Annotated in this window: 22 protein-coding genes and 1 pseudogene; 17 read left to right on the top strand and 6 right to left on the bottom strand. The window is 69.5% G+C overall.

All coding sequences use genetic code 11. The annotated features are described in order from the left end of the window. The first annotated feature begins 3 nt into the window (after positions 1–3). The 6 genes and pseudogenes from SNAS_RS21510 (at position 4) to SNAS_RS33090 (ending at position 7,441) form a co-directional block, all read left to right on the top strand. Positions 4–288: a ubiquitin-like small modifier protein 1 gene (locus SNAS_RS21510; RefSeq protein WP_013019579.1), complete on the top strand. Its 285-nt coding sequence runs from the start codon at positions 4–6 to the stop codon at positions 286–288. 190 nt (positions 289–478) lie between these two features. Then, the gene (locus tag SNAS_RS35350) at positions 479–661 is read left to right on the top strand and encodes a hypothetical protein (RefSeq protein WP_144300589.1); all 183 of its coding nucleotides are present in this window, start codon (positions 479–481) and stop codon (positions 659–661) included. A gap of 73 nt (positions 662–734) precedes the next feature. Further along, positions 735–1,025: pseudogene (locus SNAS_RS37725) on the top strand (S24/S26 family peptidase); the annotation flags it as partial. A gap of 279 nt (positions 1,026–1,304) precedes the next feature. Then, positions 1,305–2,795 carry an amino acid permease gene (locus SNAS_RS21505; RefSeq protein ID WP_052305305.1) on the top strand — a complete coding sequence of 497 codons (1,491 nt, stop codon included), beginning with the start codon at positions 1,305–1,307 and terminating at the stop codon, positions 2,793–2,795. A 72-nt stretch (positions 2,796–2,867) separates the two neighbouring features. Beyond that, positions 2,868–4,712, top strand: coding sequence for a dihydroxy-acid dehydratase (gene ilvD, locus SNAS_RS21500; RefSeq protein ID WP_013019577.1), 1,845 nt, complete (start codon positions 2,868–2,870; stop codon positions 4,710–4,712). A 146-nt stretch (positions 4,713–4,858) separates the two neighbouring features. Further along, complete coding sequence (locus SNAS_RS33090) at positions 4,859–7,441, top strand: putative bifunctional diguanylate cyclase/phosphodiesterase (RefSeq protein ID WP_211207214.1); 2,583 nt, start codon at positions 4,859–4,861, stop codon at positions 7,439–7,441. 97 nt (positions 7,442–7,538) lie between these two features. Here SNAS_RS33090 and SNAS_RS21490 read toward each other — a convergent pair whose 3' ends face one another. Next, a complete protein-coding gene (locus tag SNAS_RS21490; RefSeq protein ID WP_013019575.1) occupies positions 7,539–9,053 on the bottom strand; it encodes an alpha/beta hydrolase in 1,515 nt (504 codons plus the stop codon). A 445-nt stretch (positions 9,054–9,498) separates the two neighbouring features. Between SNAS_RS21490 and SNAS_RS21485 the strand changes: the two genes are divergently transcribed. Genes SNAS_RS21485 through ilvC form a run of 3 tightly spaced genes read left to right on the top strand, consistent with a single transcriptional unit; the run spans position 9,499 to position 12,837 of the window. Beyond that, the gene (locus SNAS_RS21485) at positions 9,499–11,292 is read left to right on the top strand and encodes an acetolactate synthase large subunit (protein WP_013019574.1); all 1,794 of its coding nucleotides are present in this window, start codon (positions 9,499–9,501) and stop codon (positions 11,290–11,292) included. Then, positions 11,292–11,810: an acetolactate synthase small subunit gene (ilvN, locus tag SNAS_RS21480; protein WP_013019573.1), complete on the top strand. Its 519-nt coding sequence runs from the start codon at positions 11,292–11,294 to the stop codon at positions 11,808–11,810. Before SNAS_RS21485 ends, ilvN begins: the two co-directional genes overlap by 1 nt. 16 nt (positions 11,811–11,826) lie before the next feature. Further along, positions 11,827–12,837: a ketol-acid reductoisomerase gene (gene ilvC, locus SNAS_RS21475; RefSeq protein WP_013019572.1), complete on the top strand. Its 1,011-nt coding sequence runs from the start codon at positions 11,827–11,829 to the stop codon at positions 12,835–12,837. 111 nt (positions 12,838–12,948) lie between these two features. On the opposite strand, the gene SNAS_RS21470 is transcribed toward ilvC, so the two are convergent. Beyond that, positions 12,949–13,305 carry a VOC family protein gene (locus SNAS_RS21470; RefSeq protein WP_013019571.1) on the bottom strand — a complete coding sequence of 119 codons (357 nt, stop codon included), beginning with the start codon at positions 13,303–13,305 and terminating at the stop codon, positions 12,949–12,951. A gap of 108 nt (positions 13,306–13,413) precedes the next feature. Between SNAS_RS21470 and SNAS_RS21465 the strand changes: the two genes are divergently transcribed. Continuing rightward, positions 13,414–14,238, top strand: a complete 825-nt coding sequence (locus tag SNAS_RS21465; RefSeq protein WP_013019570.1) for a helix-turn-helix transcriptional regulator — start codon at positions 13,414–13,416, stop codon at positions 14,236–14,238. 10 nt (positions 14,239–14,248) lie between these two features. On the opposite strand, the gene SNAS_RS21460 is transcribed toward SNAS_RS21465, so the two are convergent. After that, the gene (locus SNAS_RS21460; RefSeq protein ID WP_013019569.1) at positions 14,249–14,638 is read right to left on the bottom strand and encodes a type II toxin-antitoxin system death-on-curing family toxin; all 390 of its coding nucleotides are present in this window, start codon (positions 14,636–14,638) and stop codon (positions 14,249–14,251) included. Then, complete coding sequence (locus SNAS_RS35345) at positions 14,635–14,832, bottom strand: hypothetical protein (protein WP_013019568.1); 198 nt, start codon at positions 14,830–14,832, stop codon at positions 14,635–14,637. The genes SNAS_RS21460 and SNAS_RS35345 overlap by 4 nt, the downstream gene beginning before the upstream one ends. Before the next feature lie 136 nt (positions 14,833–14,968). On the opposite strand from SNAS_RS35345, the gene SNAS_RS21450 reads away from it, so the two are divergent. The 7 genes from SNAS_RS21450 to SNAS_RS21420 all read left to right on the top strand — a co-directional run bounded on the left by SNAS_RS21450 (position 14,969) and on the right by SNAS_RS21420 (position 19,395). Further along, complete coding sequence (locus SNAS_RS21450) at positions 14,969–15,151, top strand: hypothetical protein (protein WP_013019567.1); 183 nt, start codon at positions 14,969–14,971, stop codon at positions 15,149–15,151. 25 nt (positions 15,152–15,176) lie between these two features. Beyond that, complete coding sequence (locus SNAS_RS21445; protein ID WP_013019566.1) at positions 15,177–15,665, top strand: Asp23/Gls24 family envelope stress response protein; 489 nt, start codon at positions 15,177–15,179, stop codon at positions 15,663–15,665. After that, positions 15,662–15,976, top strand: a complete 315-nt coding sequence (locus SNAS_RS21440) for a hypothetical protein (protein WP_013019565.1) — start codon at positions 15,662–15,664, stop codon at positions 15,974–15,976. Before SNAS_RS21445 ends, SNAS_RS21440 begins: the two co-directional genes overlap by 4 nt. A 2-nt stretch (positions 15,977–15,978) precedes the next feature. Next, positions 15,979–16,488 (top strand): Asp23/Gls24 family envelope stress response protein, encoded by a 510-nt coding sequence (locus SNAS_RS33085; protein WP_013019564.1) that lies wholly within the window; start codon positions 15,979–15,981, stop codon positions 16,486–16,488. Positions 16,489–16,492: 4 nt separating this feature from the next. Then, on the top strand, positions 16,493–17,062 hold the full coding sequence (locus SNAS_RS21430) for a hypothetical protein (protein WP_013019563.1): 570 nt from the start codon (positions 16,493–16,495) through the stop codon (positions 17,060–17,062). A 38-nt stretch (positions 17,063–17,100) separates the two neighbouring features. Next, entirely contained in the window at positions 17,101–18,057 is a 957-nt protein-coding gene (locus tag SNAS_RS21425; protein ID WP_041626632.1) for an RNA polymerase sigma-70 factor, read from the top strand. 93 nt (positions 18,058–18,150) lie between these two features. After that, positions 18,151–19,395: an NAD(P)/FAD-dependent oxidoreductase gene (locus SNAS_RS21420; RefSeq protein WP_013019561.1), complete on the top strand. Its 1,245-nt coding sequence runs from the start codon at positions 18,151–18,153 to the stop codon at positions 19,393–19,395. On the opposite strand, the gene SNAS_RS21415 is transcribed toward SNAS_RS21420, so the two are convergent. Together SNAS_RS21415 and SNAS_RS21410 are read right to left on the bottom strand one after the other, a co-directional pair. Beyond that, a complete protein-coding gene (locus tag SNAS_RS21415) occupies positions 19,321–19,875 on the bottom strand; it encodes a YbaK/EbsC family protein (protein WP_013019560.1) in 555 nt (184 codons plus the stop codon). The genes SNAS_RS21420 and SNAS_RS21415 overlap by 75 nt on opposite strands. A gap of 34 nt (positions 19,876–19,909) precedes the next feature. Continuing rightward, positions 19,910–20,488: a hypothetical protein gene (locus SNAS_RS21410; RefSeq protein ID WP_013019559.1), complete on the bottom strand. Its 579-nt coding sequence runs from the start codon at positions 20,486–20,488 to the stop codon at positions 19,910–19,912. Positions 20,489–20,511: the final 23 nt, after the last annotated feature.

The following is a 20,511-nucleotide window of genomic DNA, read 5'->3' as shown; positions in this document are numbered from 1 at the left end:
GCCATGGCCGTGACGGTTTACATCCCCGGAGCGCTGCGCAACGAGGCCGAGGGGGCCAAGAGCCTCGACGTCGAGGTCGACGCGAACGCCACCCTCGGGGCGGTCCTGGACACGGTGGCCAGCCGCCACCCGCGCCTGGGCCGCCGGGTCCGCGACGAGCGCGGCCAGGTGCGGCGCTACGTCAACGTGTTCATCGGCGACGACGAGTGCCGCACCCTGTCGGGTGTGGACACCAAGGTCCCCGACGGCACCGAGGTCCGCATCCTCCCCTCCGTAGCGGGAGGCTGAGCAGCAGCGGTGCAGCCGACCGGTTGCTGGGCCGCCGCTGGCCCGGCTGGCGTAGGCCGGGGCCGCCGACGGCTGGCTGCTGAGCGCCGCTGCAATGGCCGACCGGGCGCGCGGCGTCTGGCTGCTGAGCTAACGCTGGCCCGGGCCGGGGCGACGGCCGCCGCTAGCGCGGCTGGCCGCGCTGCGGCTCGTGCCGTGGGGCGTTTGGCCGAGCGCTGAGCCGCCGCTGGCCTGGCTGACGCGGGCCGGGGCCGTCGGCGGCTGGCGTCCGAGCAGCGCTGCCGAGCGCCGTGACGGCGGCCGTGTTCCGGCGGCGGCTGGTGGCCGAGTGCCGCTGGCGCAGCTGACCGCGCCACGGCTCGGGCTCGGCTGAGTGCCGTGACGCGGGTGACCGTTGCCGCGGCCCGGCCTGGTTTGTGGCCGGGCGGGCGGTAGCATCCGGCCTCATGCGGCTTCGACACTGGACACTCGCCGCCGCCATCGCGGCGGCGGGTGTCGTCGGGGCGGGCGCGGTGTGGGCCCGTCGCCATCTGTTCGCCGTCACCGTGGAGGGGCACAGCATGAGCCCCGCGCTGGAGCCCGGGGATCGGGTGTTGATGCGGCGCGGGGTGCGGGGGCTGCGGGCCGGGGTGCTGGTCGTGGTCGCCCGTCCGGACGAGATCACCGGCTGGACCGCGGGCGCCGTGCTGGACACCGACCTGTCGGTGGCGGATCGGTTTGTGAAGCGGGTCGCGGCCGTGGCCGGGGAGTGGTATCCGGCCGCGATGCGGCGCGGTGGGGTGGTCCCGCACGGGCACGTGGTCGTGCTGGGTGACCACCCGCACAGCGTCGACTCCAAACAGTACGGTCCGTGTCCGCTTGACCAGGTGCTCGGCGTCGAGGTGCGGCTGCCCGGCGGGTGGCGCGCGGGAATCGAAGATCGTCCATTACCCTCGTCGACCGTGCGGCATAATCGCCGCATGTCCGGCATTCCGGATTTGTTACCGGATGACCACACTGGAAGGCGAGGTTTCCGCGTGGCGGGTTCACGGCTGTGGCAGACCAAGACGATCGAGCAGTCGATCGCCGACACCGACGAGCCCGGCCACCGGCTGAAGCGCACGCTCGGTCCCTGGGACCTGACCGTCTTCGGTGTCGCCGTCGTCATCGGGGCGGGCGTGTTCACGCTGGCCGCCAGCACCGCCGGAGACCGCGCCGGGCCCGCGGTGATCATCGCCTTCATCATCGCCGCGATCGCCTGCGGCCTGGCCGCGCTGTGCTACGCCGAGTTCGCCTCCAGCGTCCCGGTCGCGGGCAGCGCCTACACCTACTCCTACGCCGTGTTCGGCGAGTTCATCGCCTGGATCATCGGCTGGGACCTGGTACTGGAGTTCTCGGTGGCCGCGGGCGCCGTCGCCAAGGGCTGGTCGCTGTACCTCGTCGAGGCCGCCGCCCAACTGGGCGCGAAACTGCACACCACCGTCGTGGTCGCGGGTGTCTCGGTCGACTGGGGCGCGCTGCTGCTCATCGCCGCCCTCACCACGGTCCTGGCCGCCGGGATCAACCTGTCGGCCAAGGTCTCCGCCGTCATCACCGCGATCAAGGTCAGCGTGGTGCTGCTGGTCATCGTCGTGGGCGCCTTCTACATCACGCCCAGCAACTACGTCCCGTTCGTGCCGCCCTCCCAGCCCGCCGAGGCGGGCGTCAGCGGCCTGGACTCCACCCTGTTCGCCACCGTCCTCGGCGACGTCGGCGCCAAGTACGGCTGGTTCGGCGTGCTGGCGGGCGCCTCGATCGTGTTCTTCGCGTTCATCGGCTTCGACATCGTCGCCACCACCGCCGAGGAGACCCGCAACCCGCAGCGCGACATGCCGCGCGGCATCCTGGGCTCGCTGGCCATCGTGACGGTGCTGTACATCGGCACCGCCCTGGTCATGACCGGCATGCAGAAGTACACCGAACTGGCCACCAAGGTCGACCCCGAGACCGGCGAACCGATCCGCGCCAACCTGGCCACGGCCTTCACGTCGCTGGGCGTGGACTGGGCGGCCAGCATCATCGCCTTCGGGGCCCTGGCCGGACTGACGACGGTGGTGCTCGTACTGATGCTCGGCCAGATCCGGGTGTCCTTCGCCATGTCGCGCGACCGGCTCTTGCCCGGCGGCTGGTCCATCACCGGCAAACGCGGCACCCCGGTGCGGCTGACCGTCGGCATCGGCATCCTGGTGGCGGTGCTCGCCGGTTTCCTGCCGATCGACCGGCTGGAGGAGATGGTCAACGTCGGCACCCTGTTCGCGTTCGTGCTGGTGTCCATCGGCGTGATCGTGCTGCGGGCCAAACGGCCCGACCTGCAACGCGGCTTCCGGGCTCCCGGGGTCCCGGTGCTGCCGATCGTGGCGGTGCTGGCCTGCCTGTGGCTGATGGTCAACCTCAGCGTCCTGACCTGGCTGCGGTTCATCGGCTGGATGGTGCTGGGACTGGTGGTCTACTTCGCGTACGGCTTCCACAAGGCCAAGCTGGGACGCTGAGACCGTGACGTCGGTAATTCCCAGCATGGGAGCCACGCGTCCCATGATGTGAGAGGTGGCAGACTCGAGGACATGCCAGCTCTGCGTTCCCGTACCTCGACCCACGGCCGGACGATGGCCGGAGCCCGCGCCCTGTGGCGGGCCACCGGGATGACCGACGACGACTTCGGCAAGCCGATCGTGGCCATCGCCAACAGCTACACCCAGTTCGTGCCCGGCCACGTCCACCTCAAGGACATGGGCGACATCGTCGCCGAAGCGGTCAAGGCCGCCGGGGGAGTGTCGAAGGAGTTCCACACCATCGCCGTCGACGACGGCATCGCCATGGGCCACGGCGGGATGCTCTACTCGCTGCCCAGCCGCGAACTCATCGCCGACTCGGTGGAGTACATGGCCAACGCCCACTGCGCCGACGCGCTGGTGTGCATCTCCAACTGCGACAAGATCACCCCCGGCATGCTGCTGGCGGCGCTGCGGCTCAACATCCCGACCGTGTTCGTGTCCGGCGGCCCGATGGAGGCCGGCAAGACCGTGTCGGTGGACGGCGTGGTGCAGCGCAAGCTCGACCTGGTCGACGCGATGGTCGCCTCCGCCGACGAGGCCACCTCGGACGAGACGCTGGACGGCATCGAGCGCTCGGCCTGCCCGACCTGCGGCTCGTGTTCGGGCATGTTCACCGCCAACTCGATGAACTGCCTGACCGAGGCGATCGGACTGGCGTTGCCGGGCAACGGTTCCACGCTGGCCACCCACGCCGCCCGCCGCGACCTGTTCACGCGGGCGGGCGCGTTGATCGTCGACCTGGCCAAGCGGTACTACGACGGCGAGGACGAGTCGGTGCTGCCGCGCGCGATCGCGTCGCGCGAGGCCTTCGACAACGCGGTGGCCCTGGACGTGGCCATGGGCGGCTCCACCAACACGGTGCTGCACCTGCTGGCCGCCGCCCGGGAGGCCGAGCTGGACTACACGGTGACCGACATCGACGCGGTCTCGCGCCGGGTGCCGTGCCTGGCGAAGGTGGCACCCAACTCGCCCAAGTTCCACATGGAGGATGTACATCGCGCCGGAGGCATTCCGGCGATCATGGGCGAACTGCACCGCGGCGGCCTGCTGCACACCGGCGTCGGCTCGATCCACAGCGACTCGCTCGACGCCTGGCTGGCCACGTGGGACATCCGCGCCGCCGACCCGGCCCCCGAGGCGGTGGAACTGTTCCACGCCGCCCCCGGCGGGGTGCGCACCACCCAGCCGTTCTCGACCGAGAACCGCTGGTCCAGCCTCGACACCGACGCGAAGGACGGCTGCATCCACTCGGTGGAGCACGCCTACACCGCCGACGGCGGCCTGTGCGTTCTGTTCGGCAACGTGGCCCCCGACGGCTGCGTCGTCAAGACCGCGGGCGTCCCGGAGAACAGCCTCGTCTTCGCGGGCCCGGCCCGGGTCTTCGAGTCGCAGGAGGACTGCGTCTCGGGCATCCTCAACGGGGCGGTGCAGGCCGGAGACGTCGTGGTCATCCGCTACGAGGGCCCGCGCGGCGGACCCGGGATGCAGGAGATGCTGCACCCGACGTCCTTCCTCAAGGGCAAGGGACTCGGTCCCGTCTGCGCGCTGATCACCGACGGCCGGTTCTCCGGCGGCACCTCGGGACTGTCCATCGGTCACATCTCGCCCGAGGCCGCCTCCGGCGGCCCGATCGGGCTGGTGGCCGACGGCGACGAGATCGCCATCGACATCCCGGCCCGCTCCATCGAGCTGCGGGTTTCCGACGAGGAGCTCACCCGGCGCCGGGTGGAGCAGGAGAAGCGCGACCACCCGTTCACGCCCGTGGACCGCCAGCGCCCGGTGACGGCCGCGCTGCGCGCCTACGCCTCCATGACCACATCGGCCAGTGACGGCGCGTATCGCCAGGTTCTCTAACCCTGCCAACAAGAGTGAATTCCTCAGATTCCCGGTGACAGGTGTACGCAACCCGCGTCAGTGATGGCAGTCTATTGGTTGTGCGAATAGGTACGCGAGTTCCGCCCCACCTTTTACTGACCGTGGCTCTCGGCGGTGTCCTCGCCGTGTCGTTGTCAGTGGCGGCGGGACGCGCGATATTTGACGGTTCCCGGCACGCCGGGTTGTGGATCGCCTGCCTCGCCGTCGCGGCGGCGGTGGCGGGCGGACTGGTATGGCGGGTCAGCGGTCCCCTGAAAACGGCGGTCGACCGTGCCCCGTACCGCCGACAGGCGGTCGCGTTGTATCTGGAGGCCGCCGGGGTGGCCATCGCGGTGATCGCCGGTCGCGCGTACGAATCCTGGATCATCGCCGTCACCGGCGTGATCGTCATGAGTCTGTTCGCGGTGGCGTTCGTGCGGGTCCCCGACGACACCGCGACCCCGGCCGCCCGGGTGCGGCGCGGGCTGGACGGCCTGTTCATCGCCGGTTGCGTCCTGTTCAGCCACTGGATGCTGATGCCGCCCGCCACCGCCGAGCGAGTGCTGGAGCAGTACTACCTGGTGCTCATACCGGCGGTCGCGGCCACCGCGATGGCCGGTATCGGTGTTGTGGCGGTGATCCGGGCGACCGCGCACCGGCGCCGCTACCTGTTGCTGGTGGGCAGCCTGAGCGTCGTGGCCGCCGCGCACGTGGGAGTCGTGCTGGCCAGCGTCGGCGAACTGTCGATCTGGCAGTGCCGGATGCTGGTGCTCGTGTGGGGCGCGGGCTGCCTGGTGTCGGCGGGCGCGGCCTGGCTGGCCCGCCGCTTCCCCGGACCGGCCACGGCGGTGCCGCTGCCGCGCGTGGACGTGGCCGTGACGCTGGTGCCCGCGGTGGGCGCCTCGGCGACGGCCCTGTACCACGGTTACGTCGTCGGGCCGCTGGGCCCGGACGCGATCATCACGGCCATGGCGGTCGTGGGGGTGCTGTCGGTGCGGCAGGTGCTGGCGCGCATCGACGTGCGTCGCTACGCGCGGGTGCTGTCCGACCGCGAGGCCTACTACCGGTCCATAGTGTCCGGTTCCTCCGATATCACCACCGTCGTGGACTTCGACGGCCGGATGCGGTTCCAGGCCGCCTCGGCACCGTGGCGCTGCCACGCCGACCCCACCCGCATCAACGGCGTCCCGTTCACCGACATGGTGCACCCCGACGACGCCGCCACCGTGGAGCGGCAACTGACGACGCTGGTCGCGGGCGAACCGGGGCAACGCATCCGCATCGACGCCCGCATCAAGGACGCCGACGGCGAATGGCGCGACACCGAGTCCATCGTGGCCGACCAGCGCGACAACCCGAAGGTCGACGGACTGGTCATCCGCACCCGCGACGTCGGGGAACGCCGCGCCCTGGAACGCGAACTGGCCAAACTCGCCTTCACCGATCCACTCACGACGCTGTCCAACCGCCGGGCGCTGCTGCGGACCCTGGAGTCGGACGTGGCGGGCGGCTCGATGCCGTGCACGCTGCTGGCCGTCGACCTGGACGGCTTCAAGAACGTCAACGACACCCGCGGCCACGACATCGGCGACGCCGTGCTCGTCGAGGTCGCCAAGCGGCTGCGGGAAAGCCTGCGCCCCACCGATGTCGCCGCCCGGCTCGGCGGTGACGAGTTCGCGGTCCTGCTGTGGTGCCCGCCCGAACGCGGCTACGAGATCGCCGAACGGCTGCTGGCGGTTCTGGCCGAGCCCTACCGTTTCGACGGGCACGCCTCGGTGTTCCTGTCGTCCAGCATCGGCCTGGCCGGTTGCGCCACCGCCGACGACGTGCAGGCGCTGCTGCGCAACGCCGACCTGGCGCTGCGTTCGGCCAAACAGCAGGGCAAGAACCAGATCGAGGCCTACGACGAACTGTTCGAGAAACGGGTGCGGCGCCGCAACGTCCTGGAACACGAACTGCACGGCGCCATCAACCGGGGCGAGCTCTACCTCGAGTACCAGCCGGTGATCTCGCTGCCGCACCGCCGGGTCGTGGGCGCCGAGGCCCTGCTGCGCTGGCAGCACCCCACCCTGGGCGCGGTCTCGCCCGGCGAGTTCATCCCGGTCGTGGAGGACGCGGGCCTGTCGTCCGACCTGGCGACCTGGACGCTGGGGCAGGTCGCCGAACGGCTCGCGGTCTGGAAGGCCGGGGGACATCCGGCCTGGGTGTCGATCAACCTGTCGCCGAGGCAGCTGCACTCGCGGCTGTTCGCCACCGACCTGGCCCAGGCACTGCTGTCCAAGGGCGTGCCGCCGTCGCGGCTGGTCGTCGAGGTCACCGAACACGACGTCGCCCAGGACATGGACATCCTGGTGGCCCAGCTCGGCGCGCTGCGCGGCACCGGCGTGCGCATCGCGCTGGACGACTTCGGCGCGGGCTACTCCTCGCTGGGCCAGCTGCACCGGCTGCCTGTCGACATCCTCAAGATCGACCGCGACCTGGTCGCCGGCAGCGACGAGGGCGCCGCCCCGCTGGCCGACGTCGTGGTCCGCCTCGGCGAACGGCTGGGCCTGGCGGTGATCGCCGAGGGCGTCGAGACCGAAACCCAGTTGGACGTCGTCAAGCAGGCCGGTTGCGCCATGGTCCAGGGCTATCTGCTGGCCCGCCCGATGGCCGTCGCCAAGATCGACGCCATGCTGCGCGATGACATCCGCCTCCACCAGGCCCAACCGCTGGCCATCGAATCGTGAGCGCTCGCGGCCGGGCCCAGCTGAAGCTGTGGCTCGGCCCGCGCCAACGCGGCCGAGGCGCCAAAGGCGCCTCGGCCGCGTTGCTTCCAGCGGTTGGTCAGTTGTAGTCGAGACTGTCGTCGAACGGCGCGTCCAAGGTCTTCCCGCTCGCCCCGGGCTTCTCCAGCGCTGGGCAGCGCAGTCCGTCCTGCGGCACCTTCAGATCGATCAGGTAGTCGTCCACGGCGTCGTTGACACACTCGCTCTTACGGCCGTAGGCGTAAATCGTGTGCCCGAACCCCTCGTAGGTGATCAGCGAGGCGCCGCTCTGCTTCGCGGCGGCCTTCGACCACGAGTACACCGTCGCCGGGTCGTGGAGGTTGCCCAGCATCACCAGCGGCGGGGCGTCGTCGATGTCAAGCCGCTCTTGCGGGTTGGTGGTCTCGCCGGGGTAGCCCTCGCACATCAGCGAGTTGTCCAGATTGGACGTCCACTGGGTGTTGGGGTACTTCTTGGCTAGCTTCTTGCGCAACTTGGTCCACTCACCGAAACCGCCCACGGGCAGATCCCAGTCCTGGCACCACATGGCCTGCACCGGCAGGTTGATCGGCTCGGCCTTCACCATGGTCTTGGCCACCTTGCCCTTGCCCTCGTACAGCGCCTTGAGGTTGTCGGCCAACCCCGCCCAGTTGTTGGGCCGCGCGTTGCGGGGTATGAAGCTGGAGAAGGTGTTGAAGTCGATCTTGTCGCCAGTGGACGGATCGGTCAGCTCGCCCGCCTTGGCCTTGTCCCGCAGCTCGCCGTAGACCTTGCGGGTGTCCATCCCGTTGAGGGCGCACTTCGCGTCGGTGTCGCACCAGTCGGCGAACTCGACGAAGATGTCCTCGGCCGCCTTGACCTGGGTGGCCATGTGCTTGTACGTGGAGGTGATGCTGTGGTCCATGTTGCCGTCCATGACCATGGCCCGGATCTTGTCCGGGTACGCCTCCGCGTACTGCTGTCCCATAAGGGTTCCGTACGAGTAGCCGACGAAGTTCAGCTTGCCCTCGCCCAGCGCGACCCGGATCGCCTCCATGTCCTTCACGACGTCCAGATTGGAGACGTGGTCGTACAGCGGGCCAGTCTTCTCCCGGCAGTCGGCGGCCAGTTCGCCCGACAGCTCGACGGTCCGCTCGTACTCCTTGGGGGTTCGCGGGTCCATCGCCGCGCGGGCGGTCTGGGTGAGTTCGGGGTCGCACTTGACCTGGGTGCTGGTGTTCACGCCGCGCGGGTCGAAGCCGATGGTGTCGAAGCGTTCGTCGACGGCGCCGGTGAACACGCCGCCGTCCTTGACCAGCTGGACGCCGGAACCGCCGGGTCCGCCCGGGTCCATGAGGATCGAGCCGATCCGCTCGTCGGGGTTGGTGGCCCTACGACGTGCGAGTCCTATGTCGATGGTCTCGCCGTTCGGGTCGGACCAGTCGAGCGGGACGGCGACGGTGGCGCAGTCGACCTTCCCGTCCTCCGAACAGGGTTTCCAGTCCAGGGCCGCCGCGTCGGGTTCGGCGTTGGCCTGCCAGGACACCAGGGTCCCGGCGGTGAGGGCGACGACGGCCGCGGCCGCGACCGTCCATTTGCGTGAGGGGGTTCTCATGGGCCCGACACTGCCAGGCGAAACCAGAGTCGACAATGGACTCAGGCGGATTCGTCACCAAAGTCCAAGCCCGTACTGGACGAAAGTCAGGGGTGCCCGAATCCGGCGTTCGTCGAAGGTCGGCCGAGACCGACGTCACTTAGTGAAGATTCAGGTACGCCACGTGTCCCGTATGACGGGATGTCGTTGACAATTGCTGGGACGATCGGGCATTCTTACCGGGTGCCACAGCAGCGAATTACCAACCCGACGGCGGATGACCTCCGCGCGCTCGGGGCTGTCGTAGTACTTACCTAGCGCATCGTCGTCACCCGACGGTGCGCTCGCCCCGTGCGTCTTGCACGCGGGCGATTCTTTTTGCCCAAAAGACAAGAGAACCCCCGGCATTCGCCCACAAGGCGCGCCGGACTACCGACATCGACAAGCCGAACCGGATACATGGGAAATGGATAATTCACCAGTGATAGCCAAACCCCGGCCTCCTCGAACGAGCCGGGTTGCCCCTCCCAACCTCACCGGCGCGCAGGCGCTCGTGCGTTCACTCGAAGAACTCGACGTCGAGGTCGTATTCGGTATTCCCGGCGGCGCGATTCTCCCGGCCTATGACCCGATGATGGACTCCACCCGGGTCCGGCACGTCCTGGTGCGCCACGAGCAGGGCGCCGGGCACGCGGCCACCGGCTACGCCCAGGCCACCGGAAAGGTCGGAGTGTGCATGGCCACATCCGGACCCGGCGCCACCAACCTCGTCACCCCGCTGGCCGACGCCTATATGGACTCGGTGCCGATGGTGGCGATCACCGGTCAGGTGCCCAGCGCCCTGATCGGCAGCGACGCCTTCCAGGAGGCCGACATCCACGGCGTGACCATGCCGGTCACCAAACACGGCTACCTGGTCGAGTCGGTGGAGGACATTCCCCGGGTGCTGGCCGAGGCGTTCCACATCGCCCGCACCGGCCGCCCGGGCCCGGTCCTGGTGGACATCCCCAAGGACCTGTTGCAGGCCAGCGCCCCGTACGAGTGGCCGCCGGCGGTGCAGTTGCCGGGCTACAAGCCCACGACGCAGCCGCACGGCAAGCAGATCCGGCAGGCGGCCGAGCTGATCGCCGCCGCCCGCCGACCGGTGCTGTACGTCGGCGGCGGGGTGCTGAAAGCCGAGGCCTGCGCCGAACTCAAACGCTTCGCCGAGACCTGCGGGGCGCCGGTGGTGACGACGCTGATGGCGCGCGGCGCCTTCCCCGACTCGCACCCGCAGCACGTGGGCATGCCGGGCATGCACGGCACCGTCCCGGCGGTGTTCGCGTTGCAGCGCTCCGACCTGATCGTGGCGCTGGGCGCCCGGTTCGACGACCGGGTGACCGGCCGCATCGACACCTTCGCCCCCGACGCCCAAGTGGTGCATGTGGACATCGACCCGGCCGAGATCGGCAAGAACCGGCACGCCGACGTTCCCATCGTCGGTGACGCCAAGGCCGCGATCACGCAGCTGACCGACGCCTACGACCCGGCCGCCGACGCGTCCCGTATGGACGAATGGTGGTCGGAGCTCAACGGCCTGCGCGAGCGTTACCCGCTGGGCTACGAGAAGCACACCGACGACACGCTGGAACCGCAGCACGTCATCGAACGCATCGGCGCGATCGCCGGACCCGAGGCGATCTACGCCACCGGTGTCGGCCAGCACCAGATGTGGGCCTCGCAGTTCATCAAGTACGACCTGCCCTACAGCTTCCTCAACTCCGGCGGCCTGGGCACGATGGGTTACGCGGTCCCGGCCGCGATGGGCGCCAAGTTCGGCAAACCCGACTCCACGGTGTGGGCCATCGACGGCGACGGCTGTTTCCAGATGACCAACCAGGAACTGGCGACCTGCGCACTGGAGGGCATCCCGATCAAGGTGGCCGTCATCAACAACGGCAACCTGGGCATGGTGCGGCAGTGGCAGACGCTGTTCTACAACCAGCGCTACTCCAACACCAACCTGGGCACCCACAAACGGGTCCCCGACTTCGTCAAGCTGGCCGAGGCGCTGGGCTGCGTGGGGCTGCGCTGCGAGACCCACGCCGACGTGGACGCCACCATCAACAAGGCGATGGAGATCAACGACCGTCCGGTGGTCATCGACTTCATCGTCGGCGCCGACGCCATGGTGTGGCCGATGGTCCCGGCCGGAGTCAGCAACGACGAGATCCTGGCGGCCCGCGACGTGCGGCCGATCTTCGAAGAGGGTGAATGCTGATGCGCACACGAACCCTGTCGGTGCTGGTGGAGAACAAGCCCGGCGTCCTGTCCCGGGTCACCGCGCTGTTCTCGCGCCGCAACTTCAACATCGACTCGCTCGCGGTCGGGGAGACCGAACATCCCGGCGTCTCGCGTATCACCATTGTGGTCGACGAGTCCGACCATCCGCTGGAGCAGGTCACCAAGCAGCTCAACAAACTCATCAACGTGCTCAAGATCGTCGAACTCGAGTCCGAGTCCTCGGTGCAACGGCAGCTGCTGTTGGTCAAGGTGCGCGCCGACGCGGTGTCGCGCTCGCAGGTGGTGGAGGCGGCCGGGCTGTTCCGGGCCAAGGTCGTCGACGTCACGCCTGAGACCGTGACCATCGAGGCCACCGGCTCGGCTGGCAAGATCGAGGCCCTGTTGCAGGTGATCGAACCGTTCGGCATCGCCGAACTCGCGCAGTCCGGACTGGTGGGTCTGGGCCGGGGCGCGAAGTCCATGACATCGATGGCACGCAGCCGATCCAACCAATAAGGAGAATGAAGAGCACATGGCCGCTGAGGTTTTCTACGACGACGACGCCGACCTGTCCATCATCTCGCAGCGCAAGGTCGCGATCCTTGGCTACGGCAGTCAGGGCCACGCCCACGCCCTGAGCCTGCGTGACTCCGGTGTGGACGTGCGCATCGGCTTGAAGGAGAGCTCGAAGTCGCGTTCCAAGGCCGAGGAGGAGGGCCTCGCCGTCGGCACTCCCGCCGAGGTCGCCGCCTGGGCCGACGTGATCATGGTGCTGGTTCCCGACACCGTGCAGGCCGACGTCTACAAGACCGACATCGAGCCCAACCTGAAGCAGGGCGACGCGATCATGTTCGGTCACGGCTTCAACATCCGCTACGACCTGATCCAGCCACCGGCCGGAGTGGACGTCGCCATGGTGGCCCCCAAGGGCCCCGGCCACGTGGTGCGCCGCCAGTTCAACGAGGGCAAGGGCGTTCCCTGCCTCATCGCGGTCGAGCAGGACGCCACCGGCGGCGCCCAGGCGCTGGCACTGTCCTACGCCAAGGCCATCGGCGGCACCCGCGCCGGAGTGCTGACCACCACGTTCACCGAGGAGACCGAGACCGACCTGTTCGGCGAGCAGGTCGTGCTGTGCGGTGGTGTCACCGAACTGATGCGCGCGGGTTTCGACACCCTCGTGGAAGCCGGTTACCAGCCGGAGGCGGCCTACTTCGAGGTGCTGCACGAACTCAAGCTCATCGTCGACATGGTCAACGAGGGCGGACTGTCCAATATGTGGTACTCGGTGTCGGACACCGCCGAATACGGCGGCGTCACCCGGGGCCCGCGCATCATCACCGACGAGACCCGCGCCGAGATGCGCCGCGTCCTCGGTGAGATCCAGGACGGTTCCTTCGCCAAGGAATGGGTCGCGGAGTCCAAGTCCTACGAGCAGTTCAACAAGCTGCGCGAGGACCAGAAGGCGCACCCCATCGAGAAGATCGGCGCGAAACTGCGCGACATGATGCCGTGGGTGAAGCGCAAGATCACGGAGACAGCGTAGGGAGCGCAGCGACTGGAGCTGTCGGAGTGATCCATTAGCACAGCACTGAAACCGCTTAAGCCGCAAGGTTTTTGACGGGCCGTTCCACAGTTCGCGGAACGGCCCGTTTCGCTATTCGGCGCAGACGCAGAACAGGTGACCCTCCGGGTCGGCCAGGACGGTCCAGTCCTCGCCGCCCGGCTGGAAATCGGGTTTGCGGGCCCCGATGGCCAGCAGCCGATCGACCGTGGCGTCCACATCGGCGGACGACAGGTCCAGGTGGTACTGCTTGGCGTCGTCGGGCCAGCCCGGCCCCTGGTATCCCGCGATGCGCTGGAACCCCAGGCCGACGGTGCCGCCGTCGCTGAGCTGTGCCGAGTCGGCGTCGGAGTGGGTGATGTCCCAGCCGGTCGCGGCGCGGTAGAACTCGGCCAGCATGACCGGGTCGGCGCAGTCGATGACGAACGCGGACAGTTTCGTGGTTGACATGGTCTTCGCTTTCGTGGTCGCGTTGATGGGCGCCGACCATGCTGCCCACGACGGGCGCGGCCGTCTTGAACGTTCTTGCGCGTCACACCCCGGGCCTAGGCTCGCCGGGTGCTGACCACCACCCTGCTGGCACGGCACCGCGACTTCGCGGTGCACGCCGTGCACTGCCGCGACGACCACCGCGGCTGGGCCGCCGAGACCGTTCGAGACGACCACCGCATCGTCCTGGTCCGACGCGGCGGCTTCCGGCGCCGGGCCGACGGTGCCTCCGGGTATGTCGACGTGACCTGCGGGTACGTGGGGCTGCCGGGGCAGGAGGAGCGGTTCGCCCACCCGGTGAACGGTGACGTGTGCACGTCCATCCACCTCGACCGGGCACTGTGGGCGGGCATCGTCGGCGACACGGCGGCGCCGACGTCCGTGCGCGTGGACGCTCCGCTCGATCTGGCGCACCGCGGGCTGTTGCGGGCCGCCGAGGTTCGGGACGTGGACTTCGCGGTGGCCGAACAGCTGGTGCACCTGGCGGCGCTGGCGGTGCGCCGGGCCGTCGGCGGCGGGGTGGGAGGCCGGGATGCCAGCGGCGCGGTGGGTCGCCGGGATGCCGGGCTGGTGGCGCAGGCCCGGGAGGCGATCGCGGCCGGGCACCCGCAGGCCGCCGGGTTGACGACGCTGGCGCAGCTGCTGCGGGTGTCCCCGTACCGGCTCAGCCGGGCCTTCAGTGCGCACACGGGCATGTCGGTGACCCGGTACCGCAACCGGCTGCGAACCGGACGCGCCGTGGACGCCATCGAGGCGGGCGAGACCCGGCTGGGGGAGCTGGCGCTGCGGCTGGGGTTCGCCGACCAGGCGCACCTCACCCGTACCGTCAAGCAGCACTATGGACATCCGCCGGTGGCGTTGCGGGAGTTGTTGCGCCGTGCGGGAAACGCCTAGCCGGGGCGCTTCACAGCGACTGCCGCCGCACCCATCGCGACTGCGTCGCGGCGATCTCGGGAACCTCAAGGTCGCCGCGCGCGATGCCCACGATGAACGCCTCGCCCTCGTCGACGCTCGGCGGTATCAGGTCGTAGCCGTTGAGGCCGTACATCATGTACCCGGCCATGAACGCGAGCCGTTTGTTGCCGTCGACCAGGGCGCGGTTGCGGGCGATCGAGTGGATCAACGCCGCCACCTTGTCGTGGAGCGCGGGGTAGGCCTCGGTGCCGAACACCGTCGCGCGCGGCCGCATGGCGGCCGACTCCAGCATTCCCCAGTCCCTGACCGGGGGCTCGTCGCAGTCCAACAGCCTGGACGCGATGTGGGTCAGGTCGCGGATATCCAGATACTTCGTCACCGCGACAGGCGATCCAGCAGTTCGCAGTTGTCGGCGATGCCGTGGTTGAGCATGCGGTCGAAGAACTCGTTTCGCTCGGTGAGCATCGTGTGCACCGCTTCGACCACGAGCTCGTGCTTGGAACGGCCTTCGTGGGCGGCGCGCTCGGTCAGCATCTGGTCGTCCGCCTGGGGAAGCCGCAACGTCATGGCCATGAGCCGGATGGTATCAGCTGGTATCACGTGATACCGCCGCTTGCGATCGGCCGTCCGGCTTCGCCGATTTCGGTCACATTCGGTCACCGGTTCGATATGTTCCGTGCTGGAAGCTTCGGTGAGGATCGGTGAGGTCATGTCCGGGCAGCAATTCGGGTTCGTGGCCGGTTTCGCCTTCGTCGCGTTGTGGGCGGTCGCGGGGATCGGCTGGGCGTTGGGCGCGTTGGTGCTCGGTGCGGTCGGCTTCGGGATCGGCCGGGTGCTCGACGGCAAGGTCGACATCGGGGCGTTCGCCGATCGGTTCACACCGGACCGGTAACACGCGATGACACGGGGAGAGGTTCATGGCCAACACCACGACAGCCACCAAGACCACGGGCGGTGAGGCACCCGCCAAGGCGGGGACCGCGCGACCGGCGGCCCGCAAGACCCACTCCAAACTGGTCACCGACACCGGCAGCACCACCATCGCCGAGGGCGTGGTCTCCAAGATCGCGGGGCTGGCCGCGCGTGAGATTCCCGGTGTGCACTCGATGGGAACCTCGATGAGCCGCCGGATCGGGCAGCTGAAGTCACTGGTGCCCGGCGCCAGCGGCACGCCCTCGCAGGGCGTCGCCGTGGAGGTGGGGGAGCGGGAGACCGCGATCGACCTGGACGTCGTCACCTGGTACGGACAGAGCATCGTGGACGTCACCGAGGCGGTGCGCGACAACGTCGTCGAGCGGGTGCAGGACATGACCGGCCTGAAGGTCGTCGAGGTCAACATCAATGTGGACGATGTCTTCGTCGAGGGACAGGACAGCGCCGAACCCAAGGAACCCCGGGTCCAGTGAACCGGGTGGAGCTGGCGCGATCCCTGCATGACGCGATCAGCCGGGTCCGGGGCGTGTCCCGGCTGGGCGGCGGTTCCGGCGTCATGGAAGTGTCCACACAGTACGCCTACGGTCGGGTGGCCGGAGTCTCGGTCGCCGGTGCCCGGGTGGAGGCCCAGGTCGTGGTCACCGAACTGCCGGTCGTGGCGGTGGCCGAACGGGTGCACAAGGCCGCGGCACGGGTGCTGCGGGCCAGCGGCGACGACCGGCCGGTGCGGGTCGTGGTCACCGACATCGACATTAATTCGCTGGCCGACGCCGGACGGAGGTGAGGATGCGGATCCTCAACCGGCTGGCCGCGATACTGCTGGCGGTGGCGCTTGTGGCGGGCGGTGCGCTGCTGGTCGCCGAGACGGTACTGGTGTGGCTGGCCAGGCCGCCGCTGCTGGTGCCCCGGGACGCCTGGTACCGGGCGCTGACGCAAACGTCCGCAGGCGACTCGATCGTCCTCGTCGTGTCGGCGTCGGTGCTGGCGCTCGGCGTGATCGTACTGTTCCTCCAGTTGCGACCGTGGCGTCCGGTGCGGTTGCCCGCGAACAAACCCGACTGGTTCCTGCGGCGCCGGTCGGCACAGCACAGCCTCGCCGCCGCGGTGGACCGGCTGCCGTCGGTGGCCCAGGCGCGGGCCCGGCTGGGGCGCGGCTGGCGGCTGCGGTTGCGGGCGTCCGGCGACGCCCAGGACCGGGACGCGGTACGCGAAGCCGCCGTGGCGGAACTGGAACGGCTGGCGGCGGCGGACACCTCGCGGCTGCGGGTCCGGCTGACCCGGCGACGGGTGGTGTGAGGCGATGACCGACGGCGCGAACCGGGCACTGTGGATCATCGTCGGTCTCGTGCTGGCCGCCGTGGGCGGACTCGGCGTCGCGGCTCACAGTGGACGACTGCGGTTCGCCGACCCGGATGATCCGCTGCTTTCTGGTGCCGTCATCGACCTGTGGCATCGCGGTGACCCCTGGAACCTCGCGGTCGTCATCGTGCTCGGGTTGCTGCTGGTGATCGTCGGGATCGTCCTGTTCGGCCGGGAGTTCCGCCGTCGCGGCACCTCGCGGATCGACGACCTGTCGCATCCTGGCGAGCGGGGTGACACCGTGGTGCGGGCCGCCGCGCTCATCAACTGCCTGGAACGCGACGTGGCCACGGGTCGCGGGATCGTCAAGGTCTCGGCGACCATCACCGGCCACACCGACAGCCCCCGGGTGTGGCTGTGGGTCGGGTTGGCGCCCGGCGCCACCGTCACCCAGGCCCGCGAACACGTCGACGAATCGCTGCGGCGCTTCACCACCACCAGCGGCATCACCCCGGGGTCCGTGGACGTGACGGTGCTTCCCACGGCCAAGGCCCAAGCGCGGGTTCGCTGACCGGCGTCGCGGCGCGACGTATGCTCGGCGACGTGTCGATGAGCGCCGTGGAACTGGAAGCGTTCACCTCGGCCCGGCCCCGCCTGTTCGCCATCGCCTACCGGCTCTTGGGTTCGGCCGGTGAAGCCGAGGACGCGGTCCAGGACGCCTTCGTGCGTTGGCAGGCCGCCGACCGCGAGCGGGTTCGCGAGCCGGTCGCCTGGCTGACGAAGGTGCTGACCAACCTGTGCCTGAACCGGTTGACGTCCGCGCGGGCGCGCCGGGAGCAGTACGTGGGTCAATGGCTTCCGGAGCCGGTGCTCACTCCCGACGACCGGCTGGGACCGTTGGAGACCGTCGAACAGCGTGAGTCGATGTCGCTGGCGTTCCTGGTGCTGCTGGAACGGCTCACTCCGCCGGAGCGAGCGGCTTTCGTGTTGCGGGAGGCCTTCGGGTACGGGCACCGCGAAATCGCCGGGATTCTCGACGTGACCGAGGCGGGAAGTCAGCAGCTGTACCACCGGGCCAAGGGGCATGTGGAGCGTGAGCGTTCCCGGTTCAGTGCCACCGACGCGCAGGCACGCCGCATCCTGGAGCGGTTCCTGGCCGCCGCGAGTGGCGGAGACCTGGCCGCGCTGGAGGAGATCCTGGTCGCCGACGCGGCCGCGTGGGCGGACGGTGGTGGACAGATCGGCGTCGCCCGGCACCCGATCCTCGGCGTGGCCAAGGTCGCCCGCTACTTCGCCAACTGGTTCGGCAACGTCAACATGGAACGGTTGCGGCGTTTGAACTTGGACCACATCAAGGTCTACATCGTCGAAGCCAACGGGCGTCCGGCCGTGGTGGCCTACGCGGACGACAGGCTGCTGGCGGTCATGGGTTTCGACCTTGTGGATGGACGGGTAGGCGCGGTGCGCACGATGGCCAACCCGGAGAAGCTGCGGTTCATCGGCGATCAGCTGGACGGCCGGGACCGGGGCGAACCGCTGCTGGCCTTCTCCATCGCGGAGCTGTGACCCCGCAGCGGCCGCGGCGCCGGTCGCCCGCACTGTGACACAAGCCATCGGCGGTGAGCGTCAGGAATCGCGGGCCTGTCCGGTTCAGGAGTCATGAGCACTTCAACGAGGAAACACCGCATCGTCATACTGGGCGCCGGTTACGCCGGATCCATCACCGCGTCCCGGCTGGCCGGGCACCTGCGGCGCGACGAGGTCGACATCACCGTGGTCAACGCGGTGCCCGACTTCGTGGAGCGGGTGCGGCTGCACCAGCTGGCCGCCGGACAGGAACTCGCGAAGGTGCCGCTGGCCAGGGTGTTCCGGGGCAGCGGAATCCGGCTGCGACTCGGCTGGGTGCGCGGCCTGGACACCGAACAGCGGCGCGTCACTGTGGACACCGACGGTGGCGTCGACGCGATCGGCTACGACACGCTCGTCTACGCGCTGGGCAGCCAGGCGGCCGTCGCGCCGGTGCCCGGAGTGGACACCCACGGATTCAGTGTGTCCACCCGGACCGAGGCGCTCAGGCTGCGCGACCGGATCGCCGCCACCGGCGGCACCGGCACCCTGACCGTCGTGGGCGGCGGCCTGACCGGCCTGGAGGTCGCCTCCGAGATGGCCGAGTCCCACTCGCGACTGCGGGTCCGCATGGTCACCGACGCCGAACTGGGCGACTGGCTGAACCCGCGCGCTCGCGCCTACCTGCGTCAGGTCTTCGCGCGGCTGGGCATCGAGACCGTCACCGCGAAGGTCGCCGAGGTGCGCGAGGACGCGATCGTCACCACCGACGGCGACGTCCTCGACTCCGACACGACAGTGTGGACGACCGGTTTCGCGGTACCGGGTCTGGCGACGGAATCGGGGCTGGCCACCGACGCCGACGGCCGGATCCACATCGACCAGACCATGCGCTCGGCCTCGCACCCGGACGTCTACGCCGTCGGCGACGCCGCCGTGGTGCGCGGACCGCAGGGCACGATCCTGCGGATGGCCTGCGGCACCGGCGCTCCGATGGCCCTACAGGCCGCCGACGCCATCGCCGCCCGGCTGAGTGGGCGTCGCCCGCACCGGTTCGTGTTCCGGTACATCCACCAGAACATCAGCCTGGGGCGACGCGACGGACTGATCCAGTACGTCACCTCCGACGACCGTCCGAAGAACACCATCCTCAAGGGACGCGCGGCGGTGATGTACAAGGAGATGGTCAACGGCTGGGCCGTCACCTTCGCCCGGCACGCCGGTCCGTACCTGCCCCGGCCGCGCCGCCGTCTGGTGGCCGCCTCAGATCGACGAGGCCAGTCCGTCGACGACCTGGGCGCCGGGGAGCTTGGCGAGCGTCTCGCCGCTCACCAGTAGCTTCGCGCCACGAGAGCCGCCGCCGATCACCAGCTCGGGTTCGGCGGCGACCTTCAGGTCCACCAGGATCGACCAGTCCGAGGGCAGCCCGATCGGGGTGATGCCGCCGTACTCCATTCCGGTCATCTCCACGGCGGCGTCCATCGGCGCGAACGACGCCTTGCGGGCGTTGAGGTGCTGGCGCACCACGGTGTTGACGTTGACGCGGGTGGTGGCCAGCGCCAGGCACGCGGCGTAGCGGACCTCGCCGCCGCGTTTGCCCGCCACCACCACGCAGTTGGCCGAGGCCGACAGCGGCACGTCGTAGAACTCGCAGAACTGGGCGGTGTCGGCCAGCATCGCGTCGATGGCCGCGACACCGATGGCCGCCGCGTCCGGCAGTGCCAGCAGCGCCCGCGCCACCGGCGGTGCCAGCAGTTCGGTCCGTTGCGGTGCCGGGGTCACCGTCAGCTTGCCGTTGATCGTCCAGTTGTGGGCCATGTGCGTTCTCCTGCCGCTGCGCGAAAGTCCCAGCCTAGTGCTTCAACGGCCGGTCGAGCAGTCCCCGAGCGACGAGGAGAGCCAGCGCCGCCGAGGCGGCCAGCAGCACGACGTCGGCGCCGTGGGCGATCAGATCGACGCGCGACACCCGGCTGGCGGGGAACGCCAGACCGCCGAGCATGAGCGCCACGGCCACCGGGACGGGGGTGACCCGGAGGCGCAAGAGCATGGCGCCCAACAGCATCAGCGAGATGGGGAACAGCGGGCCCGGCAGCCACAGCACGAACCAGGACGCGACCGGGTACCGCGCGGCGGCGTCGAGGGATTCGGCGCCGGAGACGTCGAAGATGCCCTCGAAGAAGCCCTGGGTGCCGAAGGCGATGCCGCCGAAGGTGCCCACGACGGTCAGGACGATGCCCACGGCGCTGAGCAGCGGCGAGCGGTCGCGCAGGTGTTCCCACACGCCGAGCAGTCCGTAGATCCAGGCGGTGGATGCCAGCGCGACCAGGACGCCGCCGGTGACGCCGTAGCGGCCGTCCTCCCAGAAGAACGTGGACGCGGCCAGCGACAGTGGACCGAGGATGAGTGAGGTGGTGCGGAGAATACGTGTCATGTAGCCACGCTACATGTAGCGTG

This window comes from Stackebrandtia nassauensis DSM 44728 (assembly GCF_000024545.1).
GTDB classification, from domain to species: Bacteria; Actinomycetota; Actinomycetes; order Mycobacteriales; family Micromonosporaceae; genus Stackebrandtia; species Stackebrandtia nassauensis.
This window is presented reverse-complemented; position numbering and strand designations above follow the sequence as displayed.

Excerpts from the sequence above, each read along its gene's own strand:
- SNAS_RS21510 (WP_013019579.1), top strand. The coding sequence starts at position 4 with ATGGCCGTGACGGTTTACATCCCCGGAGCGCTGCGCAACGAGGCCGAG.
- ilvD (WP_013019577.1), top strand. The coding sequence starts at position 2,868 with ATGCCAGCTCTGCGTTCCCGTACCTCGACCCACGGCCGGACGATGGCC.
- SNAS_RS21490 (WP_013019575.1), bottom strand. The coding sequence starts at position 9,053 with ATGAGAACCCCCTCACGCAAATGGACGGTCGCGGCCGCGGCCGTCGTC.
- SNAS_RS21485 (WP_013019574.1), top strand. The coding sequence starts at position 9,499 with ATGGATAATTCACCAGTGATAGCCAAACCCCGGCCTCCTCGAACGAGC.
- ilvN (WP_013019573.1), top strand. The coding sequence starts at position 11,292 with ATGCGCACACGAACCCTGTCGGTGCTGGTGGAGAACAAGCCCGGCGTC.
- ilvC (WP_013019572.1), top strand. The coding sequence starts at position 11,827 with ATGGCCGCTGAGGTTTTCTACGACGACGACGCCGACCTGTCCATCATC.
- SNAS_RS21470 (WP_013019571.1), bottom strand. The coding sequence starts at position 13,305 with ATGTCAACCACGAAACTGTCCGCGTTCGTCATCGACTGCGCCGACCCG.
- SNAS_RS35345 (WP_013019568.1), bottom strand. The coding sequence starts at position 14,832 with ATGGCCATGACGTTGCGGCTTCCCCAGGCGGACGACCAGATGCTGACC.
- SNAS_RS21450 (WP_013019567.1), top strand. The coding sequence starts at position 14,969 with ATGTCCGGGCAGCAATTCGGGTTCGTGGCCGGTTTCGCCTTCGTCGCG.
- SNAS_RS21445 (WP_013019566.1), top strand. The coding sequence starts at position 15,177 with ATGGCCAACACCACGACAGCCACCAAGACCACGGGCGGTGAGGCACCC.
- SNAS_RS33085 (WP_013019564.1), top strand. The coding sequence starts at position 15,979 with ATGCGGATCCTCAACCGGCTGGCCGCGATACTGCTGGCGGTGGCGCTT.
- SNAS_RS21430 (WP_013019563.1), top strand. The coding sequence starts at position 16,493 with ATGACCGACGGCGCGAACCGGGCACTGTGGATCATCGTCGGTCTCGTG.
- SNAS_RS21425 (WP_041626632.1), top strand. The coding sequence starts at position 17,101 with ATGAGCGCCGTGGAACTGGAAGCGTTCACCTCGGCCCGGCCCCGCCTG.
- SNAS_RS21420 (WP_013019561.1), top strand. The coding sequence starts at position 18,151 with ATGAGCACTTCAACGAGGAAACACCGCATCGTCATACTGGGCGCCGGT.
- SNAS_RS21415 (WP_013019560.1), bottom strand. The coding sequence starts at position 19,875 with ATGGCCCACAACTGGACGATCAACGGCAAGCTGACGGTGACCCCGGCA.
- SNAS_RS21410 (WP_013019559.1), bottom strand. The coding sequence starts at position 20,488 with ATGACACGTATTCTCCGCACCACCTCACTCATCCTCGGTCCACTGTCG.